The sequence below is a fragment of the Streptococcus sp. 1449 genome, from assembly GCF_013276805.1.
In the GTDB taxonomy this organism is placed as follows: Bacteria; Bacillota; Bacilli; order Lactobacillales; family Streptococcaceae; genus Streptococcus; species Streptococcus pseudopneumoniae.
The window spans coordinates 19591-39458 of the sequence record NZ_VMLS01000044.1; the positions used below are offsets into that span (position 1 = coordinate 19591).

Consider the following 19868-nt stretch of genomic DNA (forward strand, 5'->3'; position numbering starts at 1 on the left):
AGGAGAAAAGATGAATCACACTATTATACATGACCGTGTAGGTCTCAATCAATTTTACGCTAAGGTATATGCCTTTGTTGGTCTGGGAATCGGACTATCTGCTTTGGTATCAGGCCTTATGTTGACGGTCTTTCAGTCTCAGTTGCTTTACTTTTTGATGCAGGGGCGTCTCTGGTTGACCATTGCAACCTTTGCAGAATTGGCCTTGGTTTTCGTTGCCAGTAGCATGGCTTCAAGAAATAGTCCAGCTGCTCTTCCAGTATTTTTGCTATACTCTGTTTTAAACGGTTTTACCCTTAGTTTTGTGGTAGCCTTCTATACTCCGGGTACAGTTTTATCTGCCTTTGTATCGAGCTCCCTTCTCTTCTTTGTCATGGCTGCAGTTGGTATCTTCACCAAGAAAGATTTGAGCGGTCTTGGTCGAGCTATGATGGCGGCTCTGATCGGTTTGATTATTGCTATGATAGTCAATATTTTCTTGTCTAGTGGTTTCTTTGATTATATGATTAGCGTAGCCATGGTTTTGGTTTTTTCAGGGTTGATTGCTTGGGATAACCAAAAGATTCGCCTCGCCTATGAACAATCACAAGGTCGTGTAGCGACAGGCTGGGTGGTGTCAATGGCTCTCAGCATCTATCTTGATTTTATCAATCTTTTCCTAAGTATTCTACGTATCTTTGGTCGCAATGACTAAAAGGTCTATGAAATCAGTGTTTTGAGTGACACTGATTTTTTTAAAATTTTCTCTTTTCTTTTCTTGGAAATAGGTGTATAATATGTTTATTAAATTTTTGAGGAGTTGTCTATGAAGAAAAGTTTTATCCATCAACAAGAAGAAATTTCCTTTGTCAAAAACACTTTTACCCAGTATTTGAAAGATAAGCTAGAAGTTGTCGAAGTTCAAGGTCCTATCTTGAGTAAGGTCGGTGACGGAATGCAGGACAACCTGTCTGGTGTGGAAAATCCAGTATCGGTCAAGGTTCTCCAAATCCCTGATGCTACTTATGAAGTGGTGCACTCACTTGCTAAATGGAAACGCCACACCTTGGCTCGTTTTGGCTTTGGTGAAGGAGAGGGTCTCTTTGTCCACATGAAAGCCCTTCGTCCAGATGAGGATTCCTTGGATGCAACCCACTCTGTTTATGTTGACCAGTGGGACTGGGAGAAGGTTATCCCAAATGGTAAGCGTAACATCGTTTATCTAAAAGAAACAGTTGAGAAGATTTATAAGGCTATTCGCCTGACTGAGCTAGCTGTTGAAGCTCGCTATGACATCGAGTCTATCTTGCCAAAACAAATCACCTTTATCCATACAGAAGAATTGGTAGAACGCTACCCAGACTTGACACCTAAAGAACGTGAAAATGCGATTTGTAAAGAATTTGGAGCCGTCTTTTTGATTGGTATCGGTGGCGAGTTGCCAGATGGTAAACCGCACGATGGACGTGCACCAGACTATGATGACTGGACAAGCGAGTCTGAGAATGGCTACAAGGGTCTAAATGGTGATATTCTTGTCTGGAATGAGTCTTTAGGTGGAGCCTTTGAGTTGTCTTCTATGGGAATTCGTGTAGATGAAGAAACTCTTAGACGTCAGGTGGAAATTACAGGTGATGAAGACCGCTTGGAATTGGAATGGCACAAGTCTTTGTTGAATGGCCTATTCCCATTGACAATCGGTGGAGGAATTGGACAATCTCGTATGGCCATGTTCCTACTTCGCAAGAGACACATCGGAGAAGTGCAAACAAGTGTTTGGCCTCAAGAAGTCCGCGATACTTACGAAAATATTTTGTAGAGAATCGAACCCCAAGGTTCGGTTTTCTTTCTCTTTTTGTCTATAATTTGGTATAATAAACAGTATGAAAATCGTATCAGGAATCTATGGGGGACGTCCCCTCAAGACACTAGAAGGCAAGACAACAAGACCTACTTCGGATAAGGTTAGGGGAGCCATTTTTAACATGATTGGTCCCTACTTTGAAGGGGGACGAGTCTTGGACCTTTATGCAGGTAGTGGTGGTTTATCTATCGAAGCAGTATCGCGTGGCATGTCCAGTGCTGTTTTGGTGGAGCGAGACCGTAAGGCTCAGACCATCGTGGCTGAAAATATCCAGATGACCAAGGAAGTTGGAAAATTTCAACTCCTCAAGATGGATGCAGAGAGGGCATTGGAACAGGTATCTGGGGAATTTGACCTCGTTTTCTTAGACCCTCCCTATGCCAAGGAACAAATCGTAGCAGATATTGAAAAAATGGCTGAGAGAGAGCTTTTTTCTGAAGATGTTATGGTTGTGTGCGAGACGGATAAGGCCGTTGAACTTCCAGAAGAGATTGCCTGTCTGGGTATCTGGAAGGAAAAGATTTATGGAATTAGTAAGGTGACAGTCTATGTCAGATAAGATTGGCTTATTCACAGGCTCATTTGATCCGATGACAAATGGGCATCTGGATATGATTGAACGGGCGAGCAGACTCTTTGATAAGCTCTATGTCGGTATTTTTTTTAATCCCCACAAACAAGGATTTCTTCCTATCGAAAATCGTAAACGGGGGTTAGAAAAGGCTGTGAAACATTTGGGAAATGTTAAAGTCGTGTCTTCTCATGATGAATTGGTGGTCGATGTCGCAAAAATACTGGGGGCTACTTGCCTAGTGCGAGGCTTGAGAAATGCGTCGGATTTGCAATACGAAGCCAGTTTTGATTACTACAACCATCAGCTGTCTCCTGATATAGAGACTATTTATTTACATAGTCGACCTGAACATCTCTATATCAGTTCATCAGGCGTTAGAGAGCTTTTGAAGTTTGGTCAGGATATTGCCTGCTATGTTCCCGAGAGTATTTTGGAGGAAATAAGAAATGAAAAAAAGATTAGATGGCCCTTATACGTCATTGCGGCCTTGATTGTGACTTTCTTGGCATTTGTAGTGCCCTTGCCTTATTATATAGAGGTTCCAGGTGGTTCGGAAGATATTCGCCAAGTCCTTAAAGTAAATGACACAGAAGATAAGGAAGCTGGTGCCTATCAATTCGTTACGGTTGGTGTCCAGCACGCTACTTTAGCCCATATGATTTATGCGTGGTTGACGCCTTTTACAGATATTCGTAGTGCCCAAGAGACTACAGGTGGCTCTTCCGATGTTGAATTTATGCGGATCAATCAATTCTACATGCAAACATCACAAAATATGGCCAAGTATCAAGGGCTAAAAACAGCTGGTAAGGATATCGAGCTCAAGTACTTTGGGGTTTATGTCTTGAATGTGACGGATAATTCAACCTTTAAAGGGATTCTCAATATCTCTGATACGGTCACAGCAGTCAATGATCAGACCTTTGATAGTTCCAAGGACTTGATTGATTACGTCAGTTCTCAACAATTAGGGGACTCCGTCAAGGTGACCTATGAAGAGGATGGGCAAACCAAGTCTGCAGAAGGAAAGATTATCAGCTTGGAAAATGGAAAAAATGGGATTGGAATCGGCTTGATTGATCGTACAGAGGTAATCAGCAATGTCCCAATTAGTTTTTCAACAGCTGGTATTGGCGGCCCAAGTGCTGGTCTCATGTTTAGTCTAGCTATCTATACTCAAATAGCTCACCCAGATCTTCGTAATGGTCGTATTGTTGCCGGTACAGGTACCATTGACCGTGATGGCAATGTGGGGGATATTGGTGGTATTGACAAGAAAGTTGTAGCTTCGGCTAGGGCAGGTGCTGCTATTTTCTTTGCTCCTGATAACCCTGTTAGCGAAGAAGAACAAAAGGCGCATCCGGACGCGAAAAACAACTACCAAACAGCCCTAGAAGCATCCAAAACAATCAAGACAGATATGAAAATCGTGCCCGTTAAAACCCTACAAGATGCAATTGATTACTTGAAAAACAATCCCTAGTTTTTAAGTGAAGTTTCCAAACTAGCGCACAAACAGAGAAGATGGTATAATAGTCAAATGGTTCAATTATTATTCACTCTAAGCAGTCACATGCTCTTTATTTATGTGAGTTTTTACCTTTTAAAGGATCTTGTTAGATGGGAAAAGGTTTTAAAAGTGACAGCTGAGAATACAAGAAAAGTTCGTTTATTAGTAGGTTTTTTCAGCATTGTAATGGGCTATATCTTGAGTTCTTTCTTTATCAGCCTGTATCATTTGTGGCAAGAAGCGCTTAGAGGATTATTATAAAATCAAGAGTAAAGGAAACGAGTATGGACAAAATTGTGGTTCAAGGTGGCGATAATCGTCTGGTAGGAAGTGTAACCATCGAAGGAGCAAAGAATGCAGTCTTGCCCTTGTTGGCAGCGACTATTCTAGCAAGTGAAGGAAAGACAGTCTTACAGAATGTACCGATCTTGTCGGATGTCTTTATTATGAATCAGGTGGTTGGTGGTTTGAATGCCAAGGTTGACTTTGATGAGGAAGCCCATCTTGTTGAGGTGGATGCTACTGGCGACATCACTGAGGAAGCCCCTTACAAGTATGTCAGCAAGATGCGCGCCTCCATCGTTGTATTAGGGCCAATCCTTGCCCGTGTGGGTCATGCCAAGGTATCCATGCCAGGTGGTTGTACCATTGGTAGCCGTCCTATTGATCTTCATTTGAAAGGTCTGGAAGCTATGGGGGTTAAGATTAGTCAGACAGCTGGTTACATCGAAGCCAAGGCAGAACGCTTGCATGGCGCTCATATCTATATGGACTTCCCAAGTGTTGGTGCTACTCAGAACTTGATGATGGCAGCGACTCTGGCTGATGGAGTTACAGTGATTGAAAATGCTGCGCGTGAGCCTGAGATTGTTGACCTAGCCATTCTCCTTAATGAAATGGGAGCTAAGGTTAAGGGTGCTGGTACAGAGACCATTACCATTACCGGTGTTGAGAAACTTCATGGTACGACTCACAATGTAGTCCAAGACCGTATCGAAGCAGGAACCTTTATGGTAGCTGCTGCCATGACTGGTGGTGATGTCTTGATTAAAGATGCTGTCTGGGAGCACAACCGTCCCTTGATTGCCAAATTGCTTGAAATGGGAGTGGAAGTGACGGAGGAGACGGAAGGAATTCGCGTTCGCTCTCAACTAGAAAATCTAAAAGCTGTTCATGTGAAAACCTTGCCCCACCCAGGATTTCCAACAGATATGCAGGCTCAATTTACAGCCTTGATGACAGTCGCAAAAGGGGAGTCAACTATGGTGGAGACAGTTTTCGAAAATCGTTTCCAACATCTAGAAGAAATGCGTCGCATGGGTTTGCATTCTGAGATTATCCGTGATACAGCTCGTATTGTTGGTGGACAGCCTTTGCAGGGAGCGGAAGTTCTTTCTACTGACCTTCGTGCCAGTGCAGCCTTGATTTTGACAGGTTTGGTAGCACAGGGAGAAACTGTAGTTGGTAAATTGGTTCACTTGGATAGAGGTTACTACCGTTTCCATGAGAAGTTGGCGCAGCTAGGTGCTAAGATTCAGCGGATTGAGGCAAGTGATGAAGATGAATAAGAAATCAGGTTACGTAATCAAGCGTTTATTTTTAGTCATTTTGGTACTGATTTTAGGGCTTCTAGCCCTAGGAATCGGCTTAATGGTCGGCTATGGAATTTTGGGCAAGGGACAAGATCCATGGGCCATCCTGTCTCCAGCAAAATGGCAGGAATTGATTCATAAATTTACAGGAAATTAGGCTGGGAGACCAGTCTTTTTCTAAAGATAAGGAGAAATATGAACAAAAAAACAAGACAGACACTGATTGGTTTGCTAGTGTTATTGCTCTTATCTGCGGGGAGCTATTATATTAAGCAGAATGAACTAGGCAATCAGGCTGCTAAGACAAAAATAAGTCAGAAAAGTCAATCACCAGACGCGCCTGGTCAAGAATTGGCGGAAAGTGTCTTAACAGACGCAGTCAAAAACCAAGTAAAAGGGAGTCTGGAGTGGAACGGATCAGGTGCTTTTATCGTCAATGGTAATAAAACAAACCTAAATGCCAAGGTTTCAAGTAAGCCCTACGCTGATAATAAAACAAAGACAGTGGGCAAGGAGACCGTACCAACCGTGGCTAATGCCCTCTTGTCTAAGGCTACTCGTCAGTACAAGAATCGTGAAGAAACTGGGAATGGTTCGACTTCATGGACTCCTCCAGGCTGGCATCAAGTCAAGAATCTAAAGGGCTCTTATACCCATGCAGTCGATAGAGGTCATCTGTTAGGCTATGCCTTAATCGGTGGTTTGGATGGTTTTGATGCCTCGACAAGCAATCCTAAAAACATTGCTGTTCAGACAGCCTGGGCAAATCAGGCGCAGGCCGAGGATTCGACTGGTCAAAACTACTATGAAAGTAAGGTGCGTAAAGCCTTGGATAAAAACAAGCGTGTCCGTTACCGTGTAACCCTTTACTACGCTTCAAACGAGGATTTAGTTCCTTCAGCTTCACAGATTGAAGCCAAGTCTTCAGATGGAGAATTGGAATTTAATGTTCTAGTTCCCAATGTTCAAAAGGGGCTTCAACTGGATTACCGAACTGGAGAAGTAACTGTAACTCATACTCAATGAAAATCAAAAAGCAAACTAGGAAGCTAGCCGCAGGTTGCTCAAAGCACAGCTTTGAGGTTGCAGATAAAGCTGACGTGGTTTGAAGAGATTTTCGAAGAGTATCAGTAAAAGATAAGATAAACTCCTATATCACTTATGGATGTAGGAGTTCTTTTTTCTAGTTTAAGTAGGGCTAGAGTAGGTACTAAGAAAAAATGGTAACTTCTAAAACTAACTTCCAGTTTTGGGAGAGAGATGGAAGTTACTTTGAGAAGTTACGCTAAGAAAAAAATAATATGTATTGGATTAAATTTTGTGATATAATAAAGGATAAGATACTATTTTAGGAGAAGAACTATGGAAGACCCAAGTAGTCAGAATTTGTTGCTACAATTTGTTTTATTGTTTATCTTGACGGTATTAAATGCCTTTTTCTCAGCCACAGAAATGGCCATGGTTTCTCTTAATCGTGCCCGAGTTGAACAAAAGGCGGAAGAAGGAGACAGACGCTACATCCGCCTGCTGAAGGTACTAGAAAATCCTAACCACTTTTTATCAACCATTCAGGTAGGAATCACCCTGATTACAATCTTATCAGGGGCGAGTTTAGCTGATACTCTAGGACGTGTGATTGCCTCTTGGCTTGGGAATAGCGAAACAGCACAAGCCGTGGCAACTTTTCTATCCTTGGCATTTTTGACCTATATTTCCATCGTTTTTGGGGAATTATATCCTAAGAGAATCGCTCTTAATCTAAAGGATGCCTTGGCCATTCGTACAGCGCCGGTTATCATTGGGATCGGAAAACTAGTCAGTCCTTTTGTTTGGCTTTTAGCTGCTTCGACCAATTTCTTGAGCCATTTGACTCCTATGTCATTCGATGATGCGGATGAAAAGATGACCCGTGATGAAATTGCCTATATGCTGACAAATAGTGAAGAAACATTGGATGCTGATGAGATTGAGATGCTACAAGGTGTCTTTTCGCTCGATGAACTGATGGCACGAGAGGTTATGGTTCCTCGGACGGATGCCTTTATGGTGGATATTCAGGATGATAGTCAAAGCATTATCCAAAGTATTTTAAAACAAAACTTTTCCCGTATACCAGTTTACGATGGGGATAAGGACAATGTGATTGGAATCATTCACACCAAGAGTCTCCTTAAGGCTGGTTTTGTGGACGGTTTTGATAATATTGTTTGGAAGAGAATTTTACAAGATCCACTTTTTGTACCTGAAACGATTTTTGTGGATGACTTGCTAAAAGAATTGCGAAATACCCAAAGACAAATGGCAATCTTGCTAGATGAATACGGTGGGATGGCTGGTTTGGTGACCTTGGAAGACCTTTTAGAGGAAATTGTTGGTGAAATTGATGATGAAACGGACAAAGCAGCAATAGATGTTCATCAGATTGGCGAGGATACTTACATTGTTCAAGGAACTATGACCCTCAATGATTTCAATAATTACTTTGATGTTGAACTGGAAAGTGATGACGTTGATACCATCGCTGGTTATTATTTGACAGGAGTTGGGACCATTCCAACGACTGAGAAACTCAGCTATGAATTAGTTAGTCAAAACAAACAGCTTATCTTAACCAATGATAAAGTGAAAAATGGACGTGTTACCAAGGTAAAAGTCCAAATTACCGAAGTTGAAATAGAAGAAGAAACAGAGTAAACTAGAGGCTTTTGTCACCAGGCGTGACGAAGCTTTTTTCAGTTGATTTCATGAGGGAATTATGTCATGGAAAGAACTTTGCCCCAAAAGTTTTTCAAAATTATCCGTATTTATCAGAAGAAAAAATAAAAAAGCCCTAATTTACGGGCTTTTTGTCTTGATAAATTCCGATAAATTCGGTATTGAAAGGCGGTAGACGGATTTGAACCGACGATCAAGCTTTTGCAGAGCCGTGCCTTACCACTTGGCTATACCGCCTTAACGTTTCTTATTATACCTTGAAAATGATTTTCAGTCAATAGCTTTTTCAGTTTTTTGTACCATAGTGTGATTCGAATGTAATGCTAAGTTTTCTATGGGAAAAAGATTACCAAAAATCTACTGAATCCCCTTGAAAAATCTAGCTAATTAGGGTATAATATAAATAATCATTTGTCGTAGGTTTTGTCTGAAATATTGTCCAGACAAGGCTCACAGCAGTTAAATCTTCTGAAAAAGTCAGATTTAGCTGCTCTTTTTGTGCTTTTTTTCAGGATTTTGAGTGCTTGTAACAAAGACTTAAAGATTCTGAAAATTTATCAAAGGGACACGGTGATAGGGGTTTTACAACCATATGACGATTAGAAAGCCTGATTGACAAGGCTTGGAACTTATTTACAAAGGAGAATCATCTTGGCAGGACATGACGTTCAATACGGGAAACATCGTACCCGTCGTAGTTTTTCAAGAATCAAAGAAGTTCTTGACTTACCAAATTTGATTGAAATTCAAACTGACTCATTCAAAGATTTCCTAGACCACGGTCTTAAGGAAGTGTTTGAAGATGTATTGCCAATTTCAAACTTCACAGACACAATGGAGTTGGAATTTGTTGGATATGAAATCAAGGAACCCAAATATACGCTGGAAGAAGCTCGTATCCACGATGCTAGCTACTCAGCACCAATTTTTGTAACCTTCCGCTTGATCAATAAAGAAACAGGCGAAATCAAAACCCAAGAAGTTTTCTTTGGTGATTTCCCGATCATGACAGAAATGGGTACTTTCATCATCAATGGTGGTGAACGTATTATCGTTTCTCAGTTGGTCCGCTCACCAGGTGTTTACTTTAATGATAAAGTTGATAAAAATGGTAAAGTGGGCTACGGTTCAACGGTTATCCCTAACCGTGGAGCTTGGTTGGAACTTGAAAGCGATTCAAAAGACATCGCCTACACTCGTATCGACCGTACTCGTAAGATTCCATTTACAACCTTGGTTCGTGCGCTTGGTTTCTCAGGTGATGATGAAATCTTTGATATCTTTGGTGACAGCGAATTGGTTCGCAACACTGTTGAAAAAGATATCCACAAGAACCCAATGGACTCTCGTACCGACGAAGCCTTGAAAGAAATTTACGAACGCCTTCGTCCAGGTGAGCCTAAGACAGCTGAAAGCTCACGTAGCTTGCTTGTGGCTCGTTTCTTTGACCCACGTCGCTATGACTTAGCAGCTGTCGGTCGTTACAAGATCAATAAAAAACTCAATGTTAAAACACGCTTGCTCAACCAAACCATTGCAGAGCCATTGGTAGATCCTGAAACAGGAGAAATCTTGGTAGAAGCTGGAACTGTTATGACTCGTAGTGTGATTGAAAGCATTGAAAGCCATTTGGATGGCGACCTGAACAAGATTGTTTACATTCCAAATGATGCAGCCGTTGTGACTGAGCCAGTTGTTCTTCAAAAATTCAAGGTTGTTGCACCAACTGACCCAGACCGTGTCGTAACAATTATTGGTAATGCTAATCCAGATGACAAGGTTCGTATCGTCACTCCTGCTGATATCCTTGCTGAGATGAGCTACTTCCTCAACTTGGCTGAAGGCCTTGGCCGTGTAGATGACATCGACCACCTTGGAAACCGTCGTATTCGTGCGGTTGGTGAATTGCTTGCCAACCAAGTACGTCTTGGACTTTCTCGTATGGAACGTAATGTCCGTGAACGTATGTCTGTTCAAGATAACGAAGTCTTGACACCACAACAAATTATCAATATCCGTCCTGTAACAGCTGCGGTGAAAGAATTCTTTGGTTCATCACAGTTGTCACAGTTCATGGACCAACACAACCCACTTTCTGAGTTGTCTCACAAACGCCGTTTGTCAGCCTTAGGACCTGGTGGTTTGACTCGTGACCGTGCCGGATATGAAGTACGTGACGTGCACTACACTCACTATGGTCGTATGTGTCCTATCGAGACACCTGAAGGACCTAACATCGGTTTGATCAATAACTTGTCATCTTACGGACATTTGAACAAATATGGTTTTGTTCAAACACCATACCGTAAGGTTGACCGTGAAACAGGCGTTGTTACAAACGAAATCGTTTGGTTGACAGCCGATGAAGAAGATGAATATACTGTAGCTCAGGCAAACTCTCGTCTGAACGAAGATGGAACCTTTGCTGAGAAGATTGTCATGGGACGTCACCAAGGGGTCAACCAAGAGTATCCAGCTAATGTTGTTGACTACATGGACGTATCACCAAAACAGGTAGTTGCCGTTGCGACAGCATGTATTCCTTTCTTGGAAAACGATGACTCCAACCGTGCCCTCATGGGAGCCAACATGCAACGTCAGGCTGTGCCATTGATCAATCCTCAGGCACCTTACGTTGGTACTGGTATGGAATACCAAGCAGCCCACGATTCAGGAGCTGCTGTGATTGCTCAGTATGATGGTAAAGTTACTTACGCAGATGCTGACAAGGTAGAAGTTCGTCGTGAAGATGGTTCATTGGACGTTTACCACATCCAAAAATTCCGTCGTTCAAACTCAGGTACTGCTTACAACCAACGCACTCTCGTAAAAGTTGGTGATGTCGTTGAAAAAGGCGATTTCATCGCTGATGGACCTTCTATGGAAAATGGAGAAATGGCGCTTGGACAAAACCCAATCGTTGCCTACATGACTTGGGAAGGTTACAACTTCGAGGATGCTGTTATCATGAGCGAACGCTTGGTGAAAGACGATGTCTACACATCTGTCCACCTTGAAGAATACGAATCAGAAACACGCGATACAAAGCTTGGACCTGAAGAAATTACTCGTGAAATTCCAAATGTTGGGGAAGACGCTCTTAAAGACCTTGACGAAATGGGTATTATCCGTATCGGTGCTGAGGTTAAAGAAGGTGATATCCTTGTAGGTAAAGTAACACCTAAGGGTGAGAAAGACCTTTCAGCTGAAGAACGTCTCTTGCACGCTATTTTCGGAGACAAGTCTCGTGAAGTGCGCGACACTTCTCTTCGTGTACCACACGGTGCCGATGGTGTCGTTCGTGATGTTAAAATCTTTACACGTGCAAATGGAGATGAGTTGCAATCAGGTGTCAACATGCTGGTTCGCGTCTACATTGCTCAAAAACGTAAGATCAAGGTCGGAGATAAGATGGCCGGACGTCACGGAAATAAAGGGGTTGTCTCTCGTATCGTTCCTGTAGAAGACATGCCTTACCTTCCAGATGGAACTCCAGTCGATATCATGTTGAACCCACTTGGGGTGCCATCACGTATGAATATCGGTCAGGTTATGGAGCTCCACCTTGGTATGGCTGCTCGTACTCTTGGTATTCACATCGCAACACCAGTCTTTGACGGAGCAAGTTCTGAAGACCTTTGGTCAACTGTTAAAGAAGCTGGTATGGATAGCGATGCCAAAACAATTCTTTACGATGGCCGTACTGGTGAACCGTTTGATAACCGTGTGTCAGTTGGTGTCATGTACATGATCAAACTCCACCACATGGTTGATGATAAATTGCACGCTCGTTCAGTCGGACCTTACTCAACTGTTACCCAACAACCACTCGGAGGTAAGGCTCAGTTTGGTGGACAACGTTTCGGTGAGATGGAGGTTTGGGCTCTTGAAGCCTATGGTGCATCAAATGTCCTTCAAGAAATCTTGACTTACAAGTCTGACGATATCAACGGACGTTTGAAAGCTTATGAAGCCATTACAAAAGGAAAACCAATTCCAAAACCAGGTGTTCCAGAATCCTTCCGAGTTCTTGTCAAAGAATTGCAATCTCTTGGTCTTGACATGCGTGTCCTAGACGAAGATGACCAAGAAGTGGAACTTCGCGACTTGGATGAAGGAATGGACGAAGATGTCATCCACGTAGATGACCTTGAAAAAGCCCGCGAAAAAGCAGCACAAGAGGCTAAAGCGGCCTTTGAAGCTGAAGAAGCTGAGAAAGCAACAAAAGCGGAAGCAACAGAAGAAGCTGCTGAATAAGAAAAAGCAGTTCACTTAGAATAGAAAGGGAAGAAATAGTGGTTGATGTAAATCGTTTTAAAAGTATGCAAATCACCCTAGCTTCTCCAAGTAAAGTCCGTTCATGGTCTTATGGAGAAGTCAAAAAACCTGAAACAATCAATTACCGTACCTTGAAACCAGAACGTGAAGGACTCTTTGATGAAGTTATCTTTGGTCCTACAAAAGACTGGGAATGTGCTTGTGGTAAGTACAAACGCATTCGTTACAGAGGAATTGTTTGTGACCGTTGTGGGGTTGAAGTAACGCGTACAAAAGTTCGTCGTGAGCGTATGGGGCATATCGAATTGAAAGCTCCTGTATCTCACATCTGGTACTTCAAGGGGATTCCAAGCCGTATGGGCTTGACCCTTGATATGAGCCCTCGTGCCCTCGAGGAAGTTATCTACTTTGCGGCTTATGTGGTGATTGATCCTAAGGATACACCACTTGAGCACAAGTCTATCATGACAGAGCGCGAATATCGTGAGCGCTTGCGTGAGTATGGTTATGGATCATTCGTTGCCAAGATGGGTGCCGAAGCCATCCAAGACCTTTTGAAACAAGTAGATCTTGAAAAAGAAATTGCTGAACTCAAAGAAGAGTTGAAAACAGCTACTGGACAAAAACGTGTCAAAGCCATCCGTCGTTTGGATGTTTTGGATGCCTTTTACAAGTCTGGAAACAAACCTGAATGGATGATTCTCAACATCCTTCCGGTTATTCCACCAGATCTTCGTCCAATGTTGCAGTTGGATGGTGGCCGTTTTGCCTCATCTGACTTGAACGACCTTTACCGCCGTGTTATCAACCGTAACAACCGTTTGGCTCGTTTGCTTGAGTTGAATGCACCAGGTATCATCGTTCAAAATGAGAAGCGTATGCTTCAAGAAGCGGTTGACGCTTTGATTGACAATGGTCGTCGTGGTCGTCCAATCACAGGACCAGGTAGCCGTCCTCTTAAATCATTGAGTCACATGCTTAAAGGTAAACAAGGACGCTTCCGTCAAAACTTGCTCGGTAAACGTGTTGACTTCTCAGGACGTTCCGTTATCGCCGTTGGTCCAACGCTTAAGATGTACCAATGTGGTGTGCCACGTGAAATGGCGATCGAGCTCTTTAAACCATTTGTCATGCGTGAGATCGTCGCTCGTGATATCGTGCAAAACGTCAAAGCAGCTAAACGCTTGGTGGAACGCGGAGATGAGCGTATCTGGGATATCCTTGAAGAAGTGATCAAAGAACACCCAGTGCTTTTGAACCGCGCACCGACCCTTCACCGTTTGGGTATCCAAGCCTTCGAGCCAGTCTTGATTGATGGTAAGGCCCTTCGCTTGCACCCGCTTGTCTGTGAAGCCTACAATGCTGACTTTGACGGGGACCAAATGGCCATCCACGTACCGCTTTCAGAAGAAGCCCAAGCAGAAGCTCGTATCTTGATGCTCGCTGCTGAGCACATCTTGAACCCGAAAGATGGTAAACCAGTTGTTACTCCATCTCAGGACATGGTTTTGGGTAACTACTACTTGACCATGGAAGAAGCTGGTCGTGAAGGTGAAGGAATGGTCTTCAAAGACCGTGATGAAGCGGTTATGGCTTACCGTAATGGTTATGTTCACCTCCACTCACGTGTTGGTATCGCAACAGACAGCCTCAACAAGCCTTGGACAGAAGAGCAAAAACACAAGGTCTTGCTTACAACAGTTGGTAAAATCCTCTTCAACGACATCATGCCAGAGGGTCTACCATACTTGCAAGAACCAAACAATGCCAACTTGACAGAAGGCGTTCCTGCTAAATACTTCTTGCCACTTGGTGGAGATATCAAGGAAGCTATCAGCAAACTTGAACTCAACCCTCCATTCAAGAAGAAAAACCTTGGAAATATCATCGCTGAAATCTTCAAACGTTTCCGTACGACAGAAACTTCTGCCCTACTTGACCGTATGAAGAACCTCGGTTACCACCACTCAACTCTTGCGGGATTGACAGTGGGTATTGCCGATATCCCAGTCGTTGATGATAAGGCTGAAATCATCGAAGAATCACATAAACGTGTAGAACAAATCACCAAACAATTCCGTCGTGGTATGATCACAGACGACGAGCGATACAATGCCGTTACAGCTGAATGGCGTGCTGCCCGTGAAAAACTTGAGAAACGTTTGATTGCCAACCAAGATCCTAAGAACCCAATCGTTATGATGATGGACTCTGGAGCTCGTGGTAACATCTCAAACTTCTCACAGCTTGCCGGTATGCGTGGTCTGATGGCTGCTCCGAACGGACGTATCATGGAATTGCCAATCCTTTCAAACTTCCGCGAAGGTTTGTCGGTACTCGAAATGTTCTTCTCAACTCACGGTGCCCGTAAAGGTATGACCGATACGGCCCTTAAGACAGCCGACTCAGGTTACTTGACTCGTCGTTTGGTTGACGTTGCCCAAGACGTTATCATCCGTGAGGACGACTGTGGAACTGACCGTGGTCTCTTGATCCGTTCTATCGCAGAAGGAAAAGAGATGATCGAGTCTCTCGAAGAGCGTCTCAATGGTCGTTACACTAAGAAAACTGTTAAACATCCAGAAACTGGTGCAGTTATCATTGGTCCAAATGAATTGATTACAGAAGACAAGGCGCGTGAAATTGTCAATGCTGGTGTGGAAGAAGTGACTATCCGCTCAGTATTTACATGTAACACTCGTCATGGTGTCTGCCGTCATTGTTACGGTATCAACTTGGCGACTGGTGATGCAGTTGAAGTTGGTGAAGCAGTTGGTACAATCGCTGCCCAATCTATCGGGGAACCTGGTACACAGCTTACAATGCGTACCTTCCACACGGGTGGGGTTGCCTCAAATACCGATATCACTCAGGGTCTTCCTCGTGTCCAAGAAATCTTTGAAGCCCGCAATCCTAAAGGGGAAGCGGTTATCACAGAGGTTAAAGGACAAGTTACCGCTATCGAAGAAGATGCATCAACTCGTACCAAGAAAGTCTTTGTTAAGGGTGAAACTGGCGAAGGTGAGTACGTTGTTCCATTTACAGCTCGTATGCGTGTTGAAGTTGGGGACCAAGTAGCGCGTGGTGCTGCTCTTACAGAAGGTTCTATCCAACCAAAACGTCTCCTTGCAGTTCGTGATGTCTTGTCAGTTGAAACTTACCTTCTCGGTGAAGTACAAAAAGTTTACCGTAGCCAAGGGGTAGAAATCGGTGACAAACACATCGAGGTAATGGTTCGTCAAATGATTCGTAAAGTCCGTGTCATGGATCCAGGTGACACAGATCTTCTCATGGGTACCCTCATGGATATCAATGACTTTACAGATGCCAACAAAGATGTCCTTATCGCAGGTGGTGTTCCAGCGACAGGTCGCCCAGTCCTCATGGGAATTACCAAAGCCTCACTTGAAACCAACAGTTTCTTGTCAGCGGCTTCCTTCCAGGAAACAACTCGTGTCCTTACTGACGCGGCTATCCGTGGTAAGAAAGACCATCTCCTTGGACTTAAAGAAAATGTTATCATCGGTAAGATCATCCCAGCAGGTACTGGTATGGCTCGCTACCGTAACCTTGAACCACATGCTATCAACGAAGAAGAATACCTTAATCCTCCAGTAGAGGAAGAAGGGAATGAAGAAACAACAGAAGTAGTTGTGGATACTGCCGTTGAAACTGTGGAAGAAACAGTAGAATAAAAGCAGATGAGAGAGCCTTCGGGTTCTCTTTCTCTTTTCTGAAAACTTTCTCCATTTTTCCATGGAATGTGGTAAAATAAAAGAAAGAAGCTGACAAAGGAGACAGGTATGGAACAAACATTTTTTATCATTAAACCAGATGGTGTAAAAAGAGGACTAGTGGGTGAAGTGTTGAAACGTATCGAACAACGTGGATTTACAATTGAAAAATTGGAGTTGCGTACACAGCTTTCAGAAGAGTTAATTGACCAGCACTATCAGGACTTGGTTGGTCAAAGTTTTTACCCACCGATTCGTGAATTTATGACTTCAGGACCGGTTCTTGTAGGTATCATTTCTGATCCCAAAGTAATCGAAACTTGGCGGACCATGATGGGTGCAACTGATCCAGAAGAAGCTTTACCAGGAACTATTCGAGTTGATTTTGCAAAAGCTGCTGGAGAAAATGAGACTATCCAAAATGTTGTACATGGTTCAGATTCAGAAGAGTCAGCTAAGCGAGAAATTGCTCTTTGGTTTTAAGAGTTGATTGGCTCAATCAATCGGTTAAAAGCTCATTTGAATAGAAAGTATAGTCACATAAAAAAGAAAGGACTAACTTCGTCCTTTCTCATTCTTAGTTTTTCTTCAACCTACTACAGTAGATAAACATACTGAATAGCTACTGTCTTGACTCATTTAATTCTTAAAAATTGATAGAGTTGACAAATGGTAGAAAAAAGCTCTTTTTAATAAGTTAAGTATCAACTACAGTTACGATTAGCATTCGTTACTTAACCCACTCACCATTATAGTTTACGTAGTAACCATCTACTGTGGTATTAACAGCTAGAGCACCTGAACCATAGGCATAATACCATTTACCATTGATTTGGAACCAGCCTGTTTTCATATCTCCATTACTTGCATTTAGATAGTACCATATTGAACCATCTTTCACCCAACCTGTGGACATTGCACCTGATGAACGAAGATAGTACCAGTTATTACCAACATAAGCCCAACCTGTTGCCATTGCACCTGATGAACGGAGGTAGTACCACTTATTGCCAATTTGCTTCCAACCAGTTTGCATGATACCAGTTTCTGAATCTAGATAGTACCAAGCTGAACCATCATTTATCCAACCTACACGTCTTTCACCACCAAGATTCTTATTCCCAGAATTTCCTGTTTTTGCTAGGTAATACCAGTTAGATTGATCATAAAGCCAACCTGTCTTTAAATAATGATCTTGATCAAAGTAGTAGTATGCTAATTTAAGAACTTCGGGACCTTCCCAGCCTTCACCATGTTTTTTCCCAACGGTTAAGGAATATTTTAGCTCTAATTCTTGCCAACCAACAAACTCTTGTAGCACTCCATTTTCGTCAAAGTAGTACCATTCTGGCATTGGGGAACCTTCTAATCTGATACCATTAGGGTAAGGACCAATTGTATATCCTTTAACTGGCATTGGAATGTACTGCCAACCAACAACCATTTCGCCATTATAATCAAAATAATAGGTCTTCCCATCAATCACTCGCCAGTCCGTTTCTTTGAGGTCCCCCTTTTTGTAATAGGTTCTACCGTTTTCTTGGACAAACTGCCATCCTTCAGAGTTATCTGCAAATACTGTATTCGTAGCTAGCAAACCAAAGAAAATTACTGTTAGTCCAGCTTGCATAGTTTTTTTCAAAAGTTTCATTTATATATACCTCCAATATTAAATCCACTCACCAGATGAAGCGAAATTATAAACTTTCCCATCAATAGTTTGGCTACCTGTAACCATTGCTCCACTTGAATTGAGATAATACCAATTTCCTCCCACTTTTATCCAACCGGTTTTCATGTCTCCATTTTTATTATCTAAGTAATACCATCTGCCTCGTACATATTTCCAACCTGTTGCCATTGAACCAGAGGTTTCCAGATAATACCATTTCCCATTTACTTTTTGCCAATCTGTGAGCATCTTACCGGAGGCGTCTAGATAGTACCAAGTGTCATTTATCTTTTGCCAACCTGTTTGTTTCGTACTGTTCTTATAATAGTACCAAGTACCACCAATCAATTTCCAACCATCAATAGAATGCCCTCGAATAACAGAGTAGATGAAAGATAGAGCCTTCTCATTTAACTTGACAGCATAATTCATTTGTTCTGCCTCACTCCCATTGGTATGAACTCCGACAACCCTATTGGTAGAATCATATACTGCTGAACCGCTTGCACCACGCAAAGTATCTACTTGATAGAATAAAAAATCATTTGTATCTTGAAGTATCGTTTTTGTATCAGTATACATCTGCTTAATATCCTTATTAACAGCAGAATATCCCGTAACTGTTACATCTAGATTTTTAGTATTTTCTAAATTATTGGGAAGTCCTAACGTCCCCAATTGAGCGCCAATCGGTTCTTCCAAAATTAAAACTGCTAAGTCATAGGTAGTAAGCTCATCTGGATCAGTATTTCGAAATTCTTTTAAATAGCGAGCTTCTTTTACTTTTATCCGACCAAACGGCACACTATTTGGAGTACGAGCAGGAGTAACATATAGTTCTTCTGCATCTTTACCAAACTCATGTTTATAAATATTATGAGCAGCAGTAATAAGGACATTATCCTTTATAAAATTGGCACTCCCTCGATAAGTTACATCTTTACCATTTTTCACACCACGAAATTCTTACTCTACATAAGCTGATGTAGAGTAAGGATATTGTAAAGTATTTTTTACCTTAACTAAATCATTTTTGCCAATAATGACTTCTGACTGATTTGTATAATATTGACCATAAGTCGGTGAAACATCGGGAAGTGAAAAATTATTAGTTCCTGGATCCTCTTGTAATGTTTCACTTACCTCATACTCCTCGCCTGTACTTGAAATAACAGTCAACGCAGATACTGTCGGTAGCTGACTAGCTAATAAAGTACTAGCAATAATTGAAATACCGAATTTGCGATAAAATGTTTTCTTCATTTTTATAATTCATTCCTTTCGTTTCACTCAAGGCACAACACAGAATGAAAAAGTGTTGTGCTCTTTGTTTTATAATAACAGTGAGAAAGCCTATCACTACTACAAATCACGGGGAGGTGAATAAGTGAGTGGTACAGCCACTACCTCGCATTTTTATAGGTGTCATTCTTTCCATCAAGCACAAGAACTGTGACTAAGAGCACGTAAACTTATAATTGAATAAGCGACTCGTTTGTGAAAGGAAAGAATAGTCAAGGGATAGGCAGACTCAAATTTTATGAAGGGAGCCCCCTCATGTTAAAAATTATTTATATGGCATCGAAAAGCTATCATCGCTATCTGTCGCAGATTATTGGTTGCCATCTACCACGTACTTTTAAAACAGGAGAGTTATAATCCAAGATTACAAGGTCTTACAGAAATAAGAAATTCAGATAAGACAATGTCTGTCCAAGATGCCGTTCGTTTTGCACAACAGCACGGATTCAAGGTGCTTTAATTTTAAAGGTTGGGTATCAAGACCTCTTTTTAGTGTGCCCAAAATTTAGAGAAGTAATCAATCAACTAACTTTTATTTTTTCAAACTTGCCCCTACAATTTTTAATGAATAATAAAAGCGAATATACTAGAGACTAATTCTATTCCATTATTCTTTAATCAGCCTTCCCAACATCAAGACCATTGGAC

General features: G+C 42.1%; 15 protein-coding genes, 1 tRNA gene and 1 pseudogene. 13 read left to right on the plus strand and 4 right to left on the minus strand.

Annotated features, from left to right (window positions below):
* Window positions 1–10: 10 nt before the first annotated feature.
* The 9 genes from HT687_RS08305 to HT687_RS08345 all read left to right on the plus strand — a co-directional run bounded on the left by HT687_RS08305 (window position 11) and on the right by HT687_RS08345 (window position 8213).
* A complete protein-coding gene (locus tag HT687_RS08305) occupies window positions 11–694 on the plus strand; it encodes a Bax inhibitor-1/YccA family protein (RefSeq protein WP_138699546.1) in 684 nt (227 codons plus the stop codon).
* A gap of 111 nt (window positions 695–805) precedes the next feature.
* The gene (gene asnA, locus HT687_RS08310; protein WP_000747993.1) at window positions 806–1798 is read left to right on the plus strand and encodes an aspartate--ammonia ligase; all 993 of its coding nucleotides are present in this window, start codon (window positions 806–808) and stop codon (window positions 1796–1798) included.
* Between the two features lie 64 nt (window positions 1799–1862).
* Window positions 1863–2402: a 16S rRNA (guanine(966)-N(2))-methyltransferase RsmD gene (gene rsmD / locus HT687_RS08315; RefSeq protein ID WP_000706960.1), complete on the plus strand. Its 540-nt coding sequence runs from the start codon at window positions 1863–1865 to the stop codon at window positions 2400–2402.
* Window positions 2392–3900 carry a SepM family pheromone-processing serine protease gene (locus tag HT687_RS08320; RefSeq protein ID WP_172924157.1) on the plus strand — a complete coding sequence of 503 codons (1509 nt, stop codon included), beginning with the start codon at window positions 2392–2394 and terminating at the stop codon, window positions 3898–3900. The genes rsmD and HT687_RS08320 overlap by 11 nt, the downstream gene beginning before the upstream one ends.
* Window positions 3901–3957: 57 nt before the next feature.
* Entirely contained in the window at window positions 3958–4188 is a 231-nt protein-coding gene (locus HT687_RS08325; RefSeq protein ID WP_023933289.1) for a DUF1146 family protein, read from the plus strand.
* A 23-nt stretch (window positions 4189–4211) separates the two neighbouring features.
* Complete coding sequence (gene murA / locus HT687_RS08330; RefSeq protein ID WP_023936727.1) at window positions 4212–5495, plus strand: UDP-N-acetylglucosamine 1-carboxyvinyltransferase; 1284 nt, start codon at window positions 4212–4214, stop codon at window positions 5493–5495.
* Window positions 5488–5676, plus strand: a complete 189-nt coding sequence (locus HT687_RS08335; protein WP_031233669.1) for a DNA-directed RNA polymerase subunit beta — start codon at window positions 5488–5490, stop codon at window positions 5674–5676. Before murA ends, HT687_RS08335 begins: the two co-directional genes overlap by 8 nt.
* A gap of 38 nt (window positions 5677–5714) precedes the next feature.
* Window positions 5715–6545 carry a DNA/RNA non-specific endonuclease gene (locus HT687_RS08340; protein WP_023936731.1) on the plus strand — a complete coding sequence of 277 codons (831 nt, stop codon included), beginning with the start codon at window positions 5715–5717 and terminating at the stop codon, window positions 6543–6545.
* 336 nt (window positions 6546–6881) lie between these two features.
* Window positions 6882–8213: a hemolysin family protein gene (locus tag HT687_RS08345; RefSeq protein ID WP_023936733.1), complete on the plus strand. Its 1332-nt coding sequence runs from the start codon at window positions 6882–6884 to the stop codon at window positions 8211–8213.
* Window positions 8214–8400: 187 nt separating this feature from the next.
* On the opposite strand, the gene HT687_RS08350 is transcribed toward HT687_RS08345, so the two are convergent.
* Window positions 8401–8471 (minus strand) — tRNA-Cys (locus HT687_RS08350).
* A gap of 414 nt (window positions 8472–8885) precedes the next feature.
* Between HT687_RS08350 and rpoB the strand changes: the two genes are divergently transcribed.
* From rpoB to ndk, 3 genes are all read left to right on the plus strand, one after another.
* Window positions 8886–12491, plus strand: a complete 3606-nt coding sequence (gene rpoB / locus HT687_RS08355) for a DNA-directed RNA polymerase subunit beta (RefSeq protein WP_031233671.1) — start codon at window positions 8886–8888, stop codon at window positions 12489–12491.
* Window positions 12492–12529: 38 nt separating this feature from the next.
* Window positions 12530–16207 (plus strand): DNA-directed RNA polymerase subunit beta', encoded by a 3678-nt coding sequence (gene rpoC / locus HT687_RS08360; RefSeq protein WP_000228740.1) that lies wholly within the window; start codon window positions 12530–12532, stop codon window positions 16205–16207.
* 108 nt (window positions 16208–16315) lie between these two features.
* Window positions 16316–16729: a nucleoside-diphosphate kinase gene (ndk, locus tag HT687_RS08365; protein WP_000438300.1), complete on the plus strand. Its 414-nt coding sequence runs from the start codon at window positions 16316–16318 to the stop codon at window positions 16727–16729.
* Between the two features lie 247 nt (window positions 16730–16976).
* Here the strand turns inward: ndk and HT687_RS08370 are convergent, their stop codons facing one another.
* The 3 genes from HT687_RS08370 to HT687_RS11965 are packed head-to-tail and all read right to left on the minus strand — an operon-like array spanning window position 16977 to window position 19181.
* Window positions 16977–17897, minus strand: a complete 921-nt coding sequence (locus HT687_RS08370; RefSeq protein ID WP_000771127.1) for an N-acetylmuramoyl-L-alanine amidase family protein — start codon at window positions 17895–17897, stop codon at window positions 16977–16979.
* 18 nt (window positions 17898–17915) lie between these two features.
* The gene (locus HT687_RS11960; RefSeq protein WP_345890535.1) at window positions 17916–18872 is read right to left on the minus strand and encodes a trypsin-like peptidase domain-containing protein; all 957 of its coding nucleotides are present in this window, start codon (window positions 18870–18872) and stop codon (window positions 17916–17918) included.
* Window positions 18873–18884: 12 nt separating this feature from the next.
* Window positions 18885–19181, minus strand: a complete 297-nt coding sequence (locus HT687_RS11965; protein WP_054392932.1) for a hypothetical protein — start codon at window positions 19179–19181, stop codon at window positions 18885–18887.
* 316 nt (window positions 19182–19497) lie between these two features.
* On the opposite strand from HT687_RS11965, the pseudogene HT687_RS12215 reads away from it, so the two are divergent.
* Window positions 19498–19680, plus strand: a pseudogene (locus HT687_RS12215) (IS110 family transposase); the annotation flags it as partial.
* Window positions 19681–19868 lie beyond the last annotated feature (188 nt).

What these genes read in the sequence shown, in the direction of transcription:
- HT687_RS08305 (WP_138699546.1), top strand. Translation starts at nt 11, where the DNA reads ATGAATCACACTATTATACATGACCGTGTAGGTCTCAATCAATTTTAC.
- asnA (WP_000747993.1), top strand. Translation starts at nt 806, where the DNA reads ATGAAGAAAAGTTTTATCCATCAACAAGAAGAAATTTCCTTTGTCAAA.
- rsmD (WP_000706960.1), top strand. Translation starts at nt 1,863, where the DNA reads ATGAAAATCGTATCAGGAATCTATGGGGGACGTCCCCTCAAGACACTA.
- HT687_RS08320 (WP_172924157.1), top strand. Translation starts at nt 2,392, where the DNA reads ATGTCAGATAAGATTGGCTTATTCACAGGCTCATTTGATCCGATGACA.
- HT687_RS08325 (WP_023933289.1), top strand. Translation starts at nt 3,958, where the DNA reads ATGGTTCAATTATTATTCACTCTAAGCAGTCACATGCTCTTTATTTAT.
- murA (WP_023936727.1), top strand. Translation starts at nt 4,212, where the DNA reads ATGGACAAAATTGTGGTTCAAGGTGGCGATAATCGTCTGGTAGGAAGT.
- HT687_RS08335 (WP_031233669.1), top strand. Translation starts at nt 5,488, where the DNA reads ATGAATAAGAAATCAGGTTACGTAATCAAGCGTTTATTTTTAGTCATT.
- HT687_RS08340 (WP_023936731.1), top strand. Translation starts at nt 5,715, where the DNA reads ATGAACAAAAAAACAAGACAGACACTGATTGGTTTGCTAGTGTTATTG.
- HT687_RS08345 (WP_023936733.1), top strand. Translation starts at nt 6,882, where the DNA reads ATGGAAGACCCAAGTAGTCAGAATTTGTTGCTACAATTTGTTTTATTG.
- ndk (WP_000438300.1), top strand. Translation starts at nt 16,316, where the DNA reads ATGGAACAAACATTTTTTATCATTAAACCAGATGGTGTAAAAAGAGGA.
- HT687_RS08370 (WP_000771127.1), bottom strand. Translation starts at nt 17,897, where the DNA reads ATGAAACTTTTGAAAAAAACTATGCAAGCTGGACTAACAGTAATTTTC.
- HT687_RS11965 (WP_054392932.1), bottom strand. Translation starts at nt 19,181, where the DNA reads ATGAAGAAAACATTTTATCGCAAATTCGGTATTTCAATTATTGCTAGT.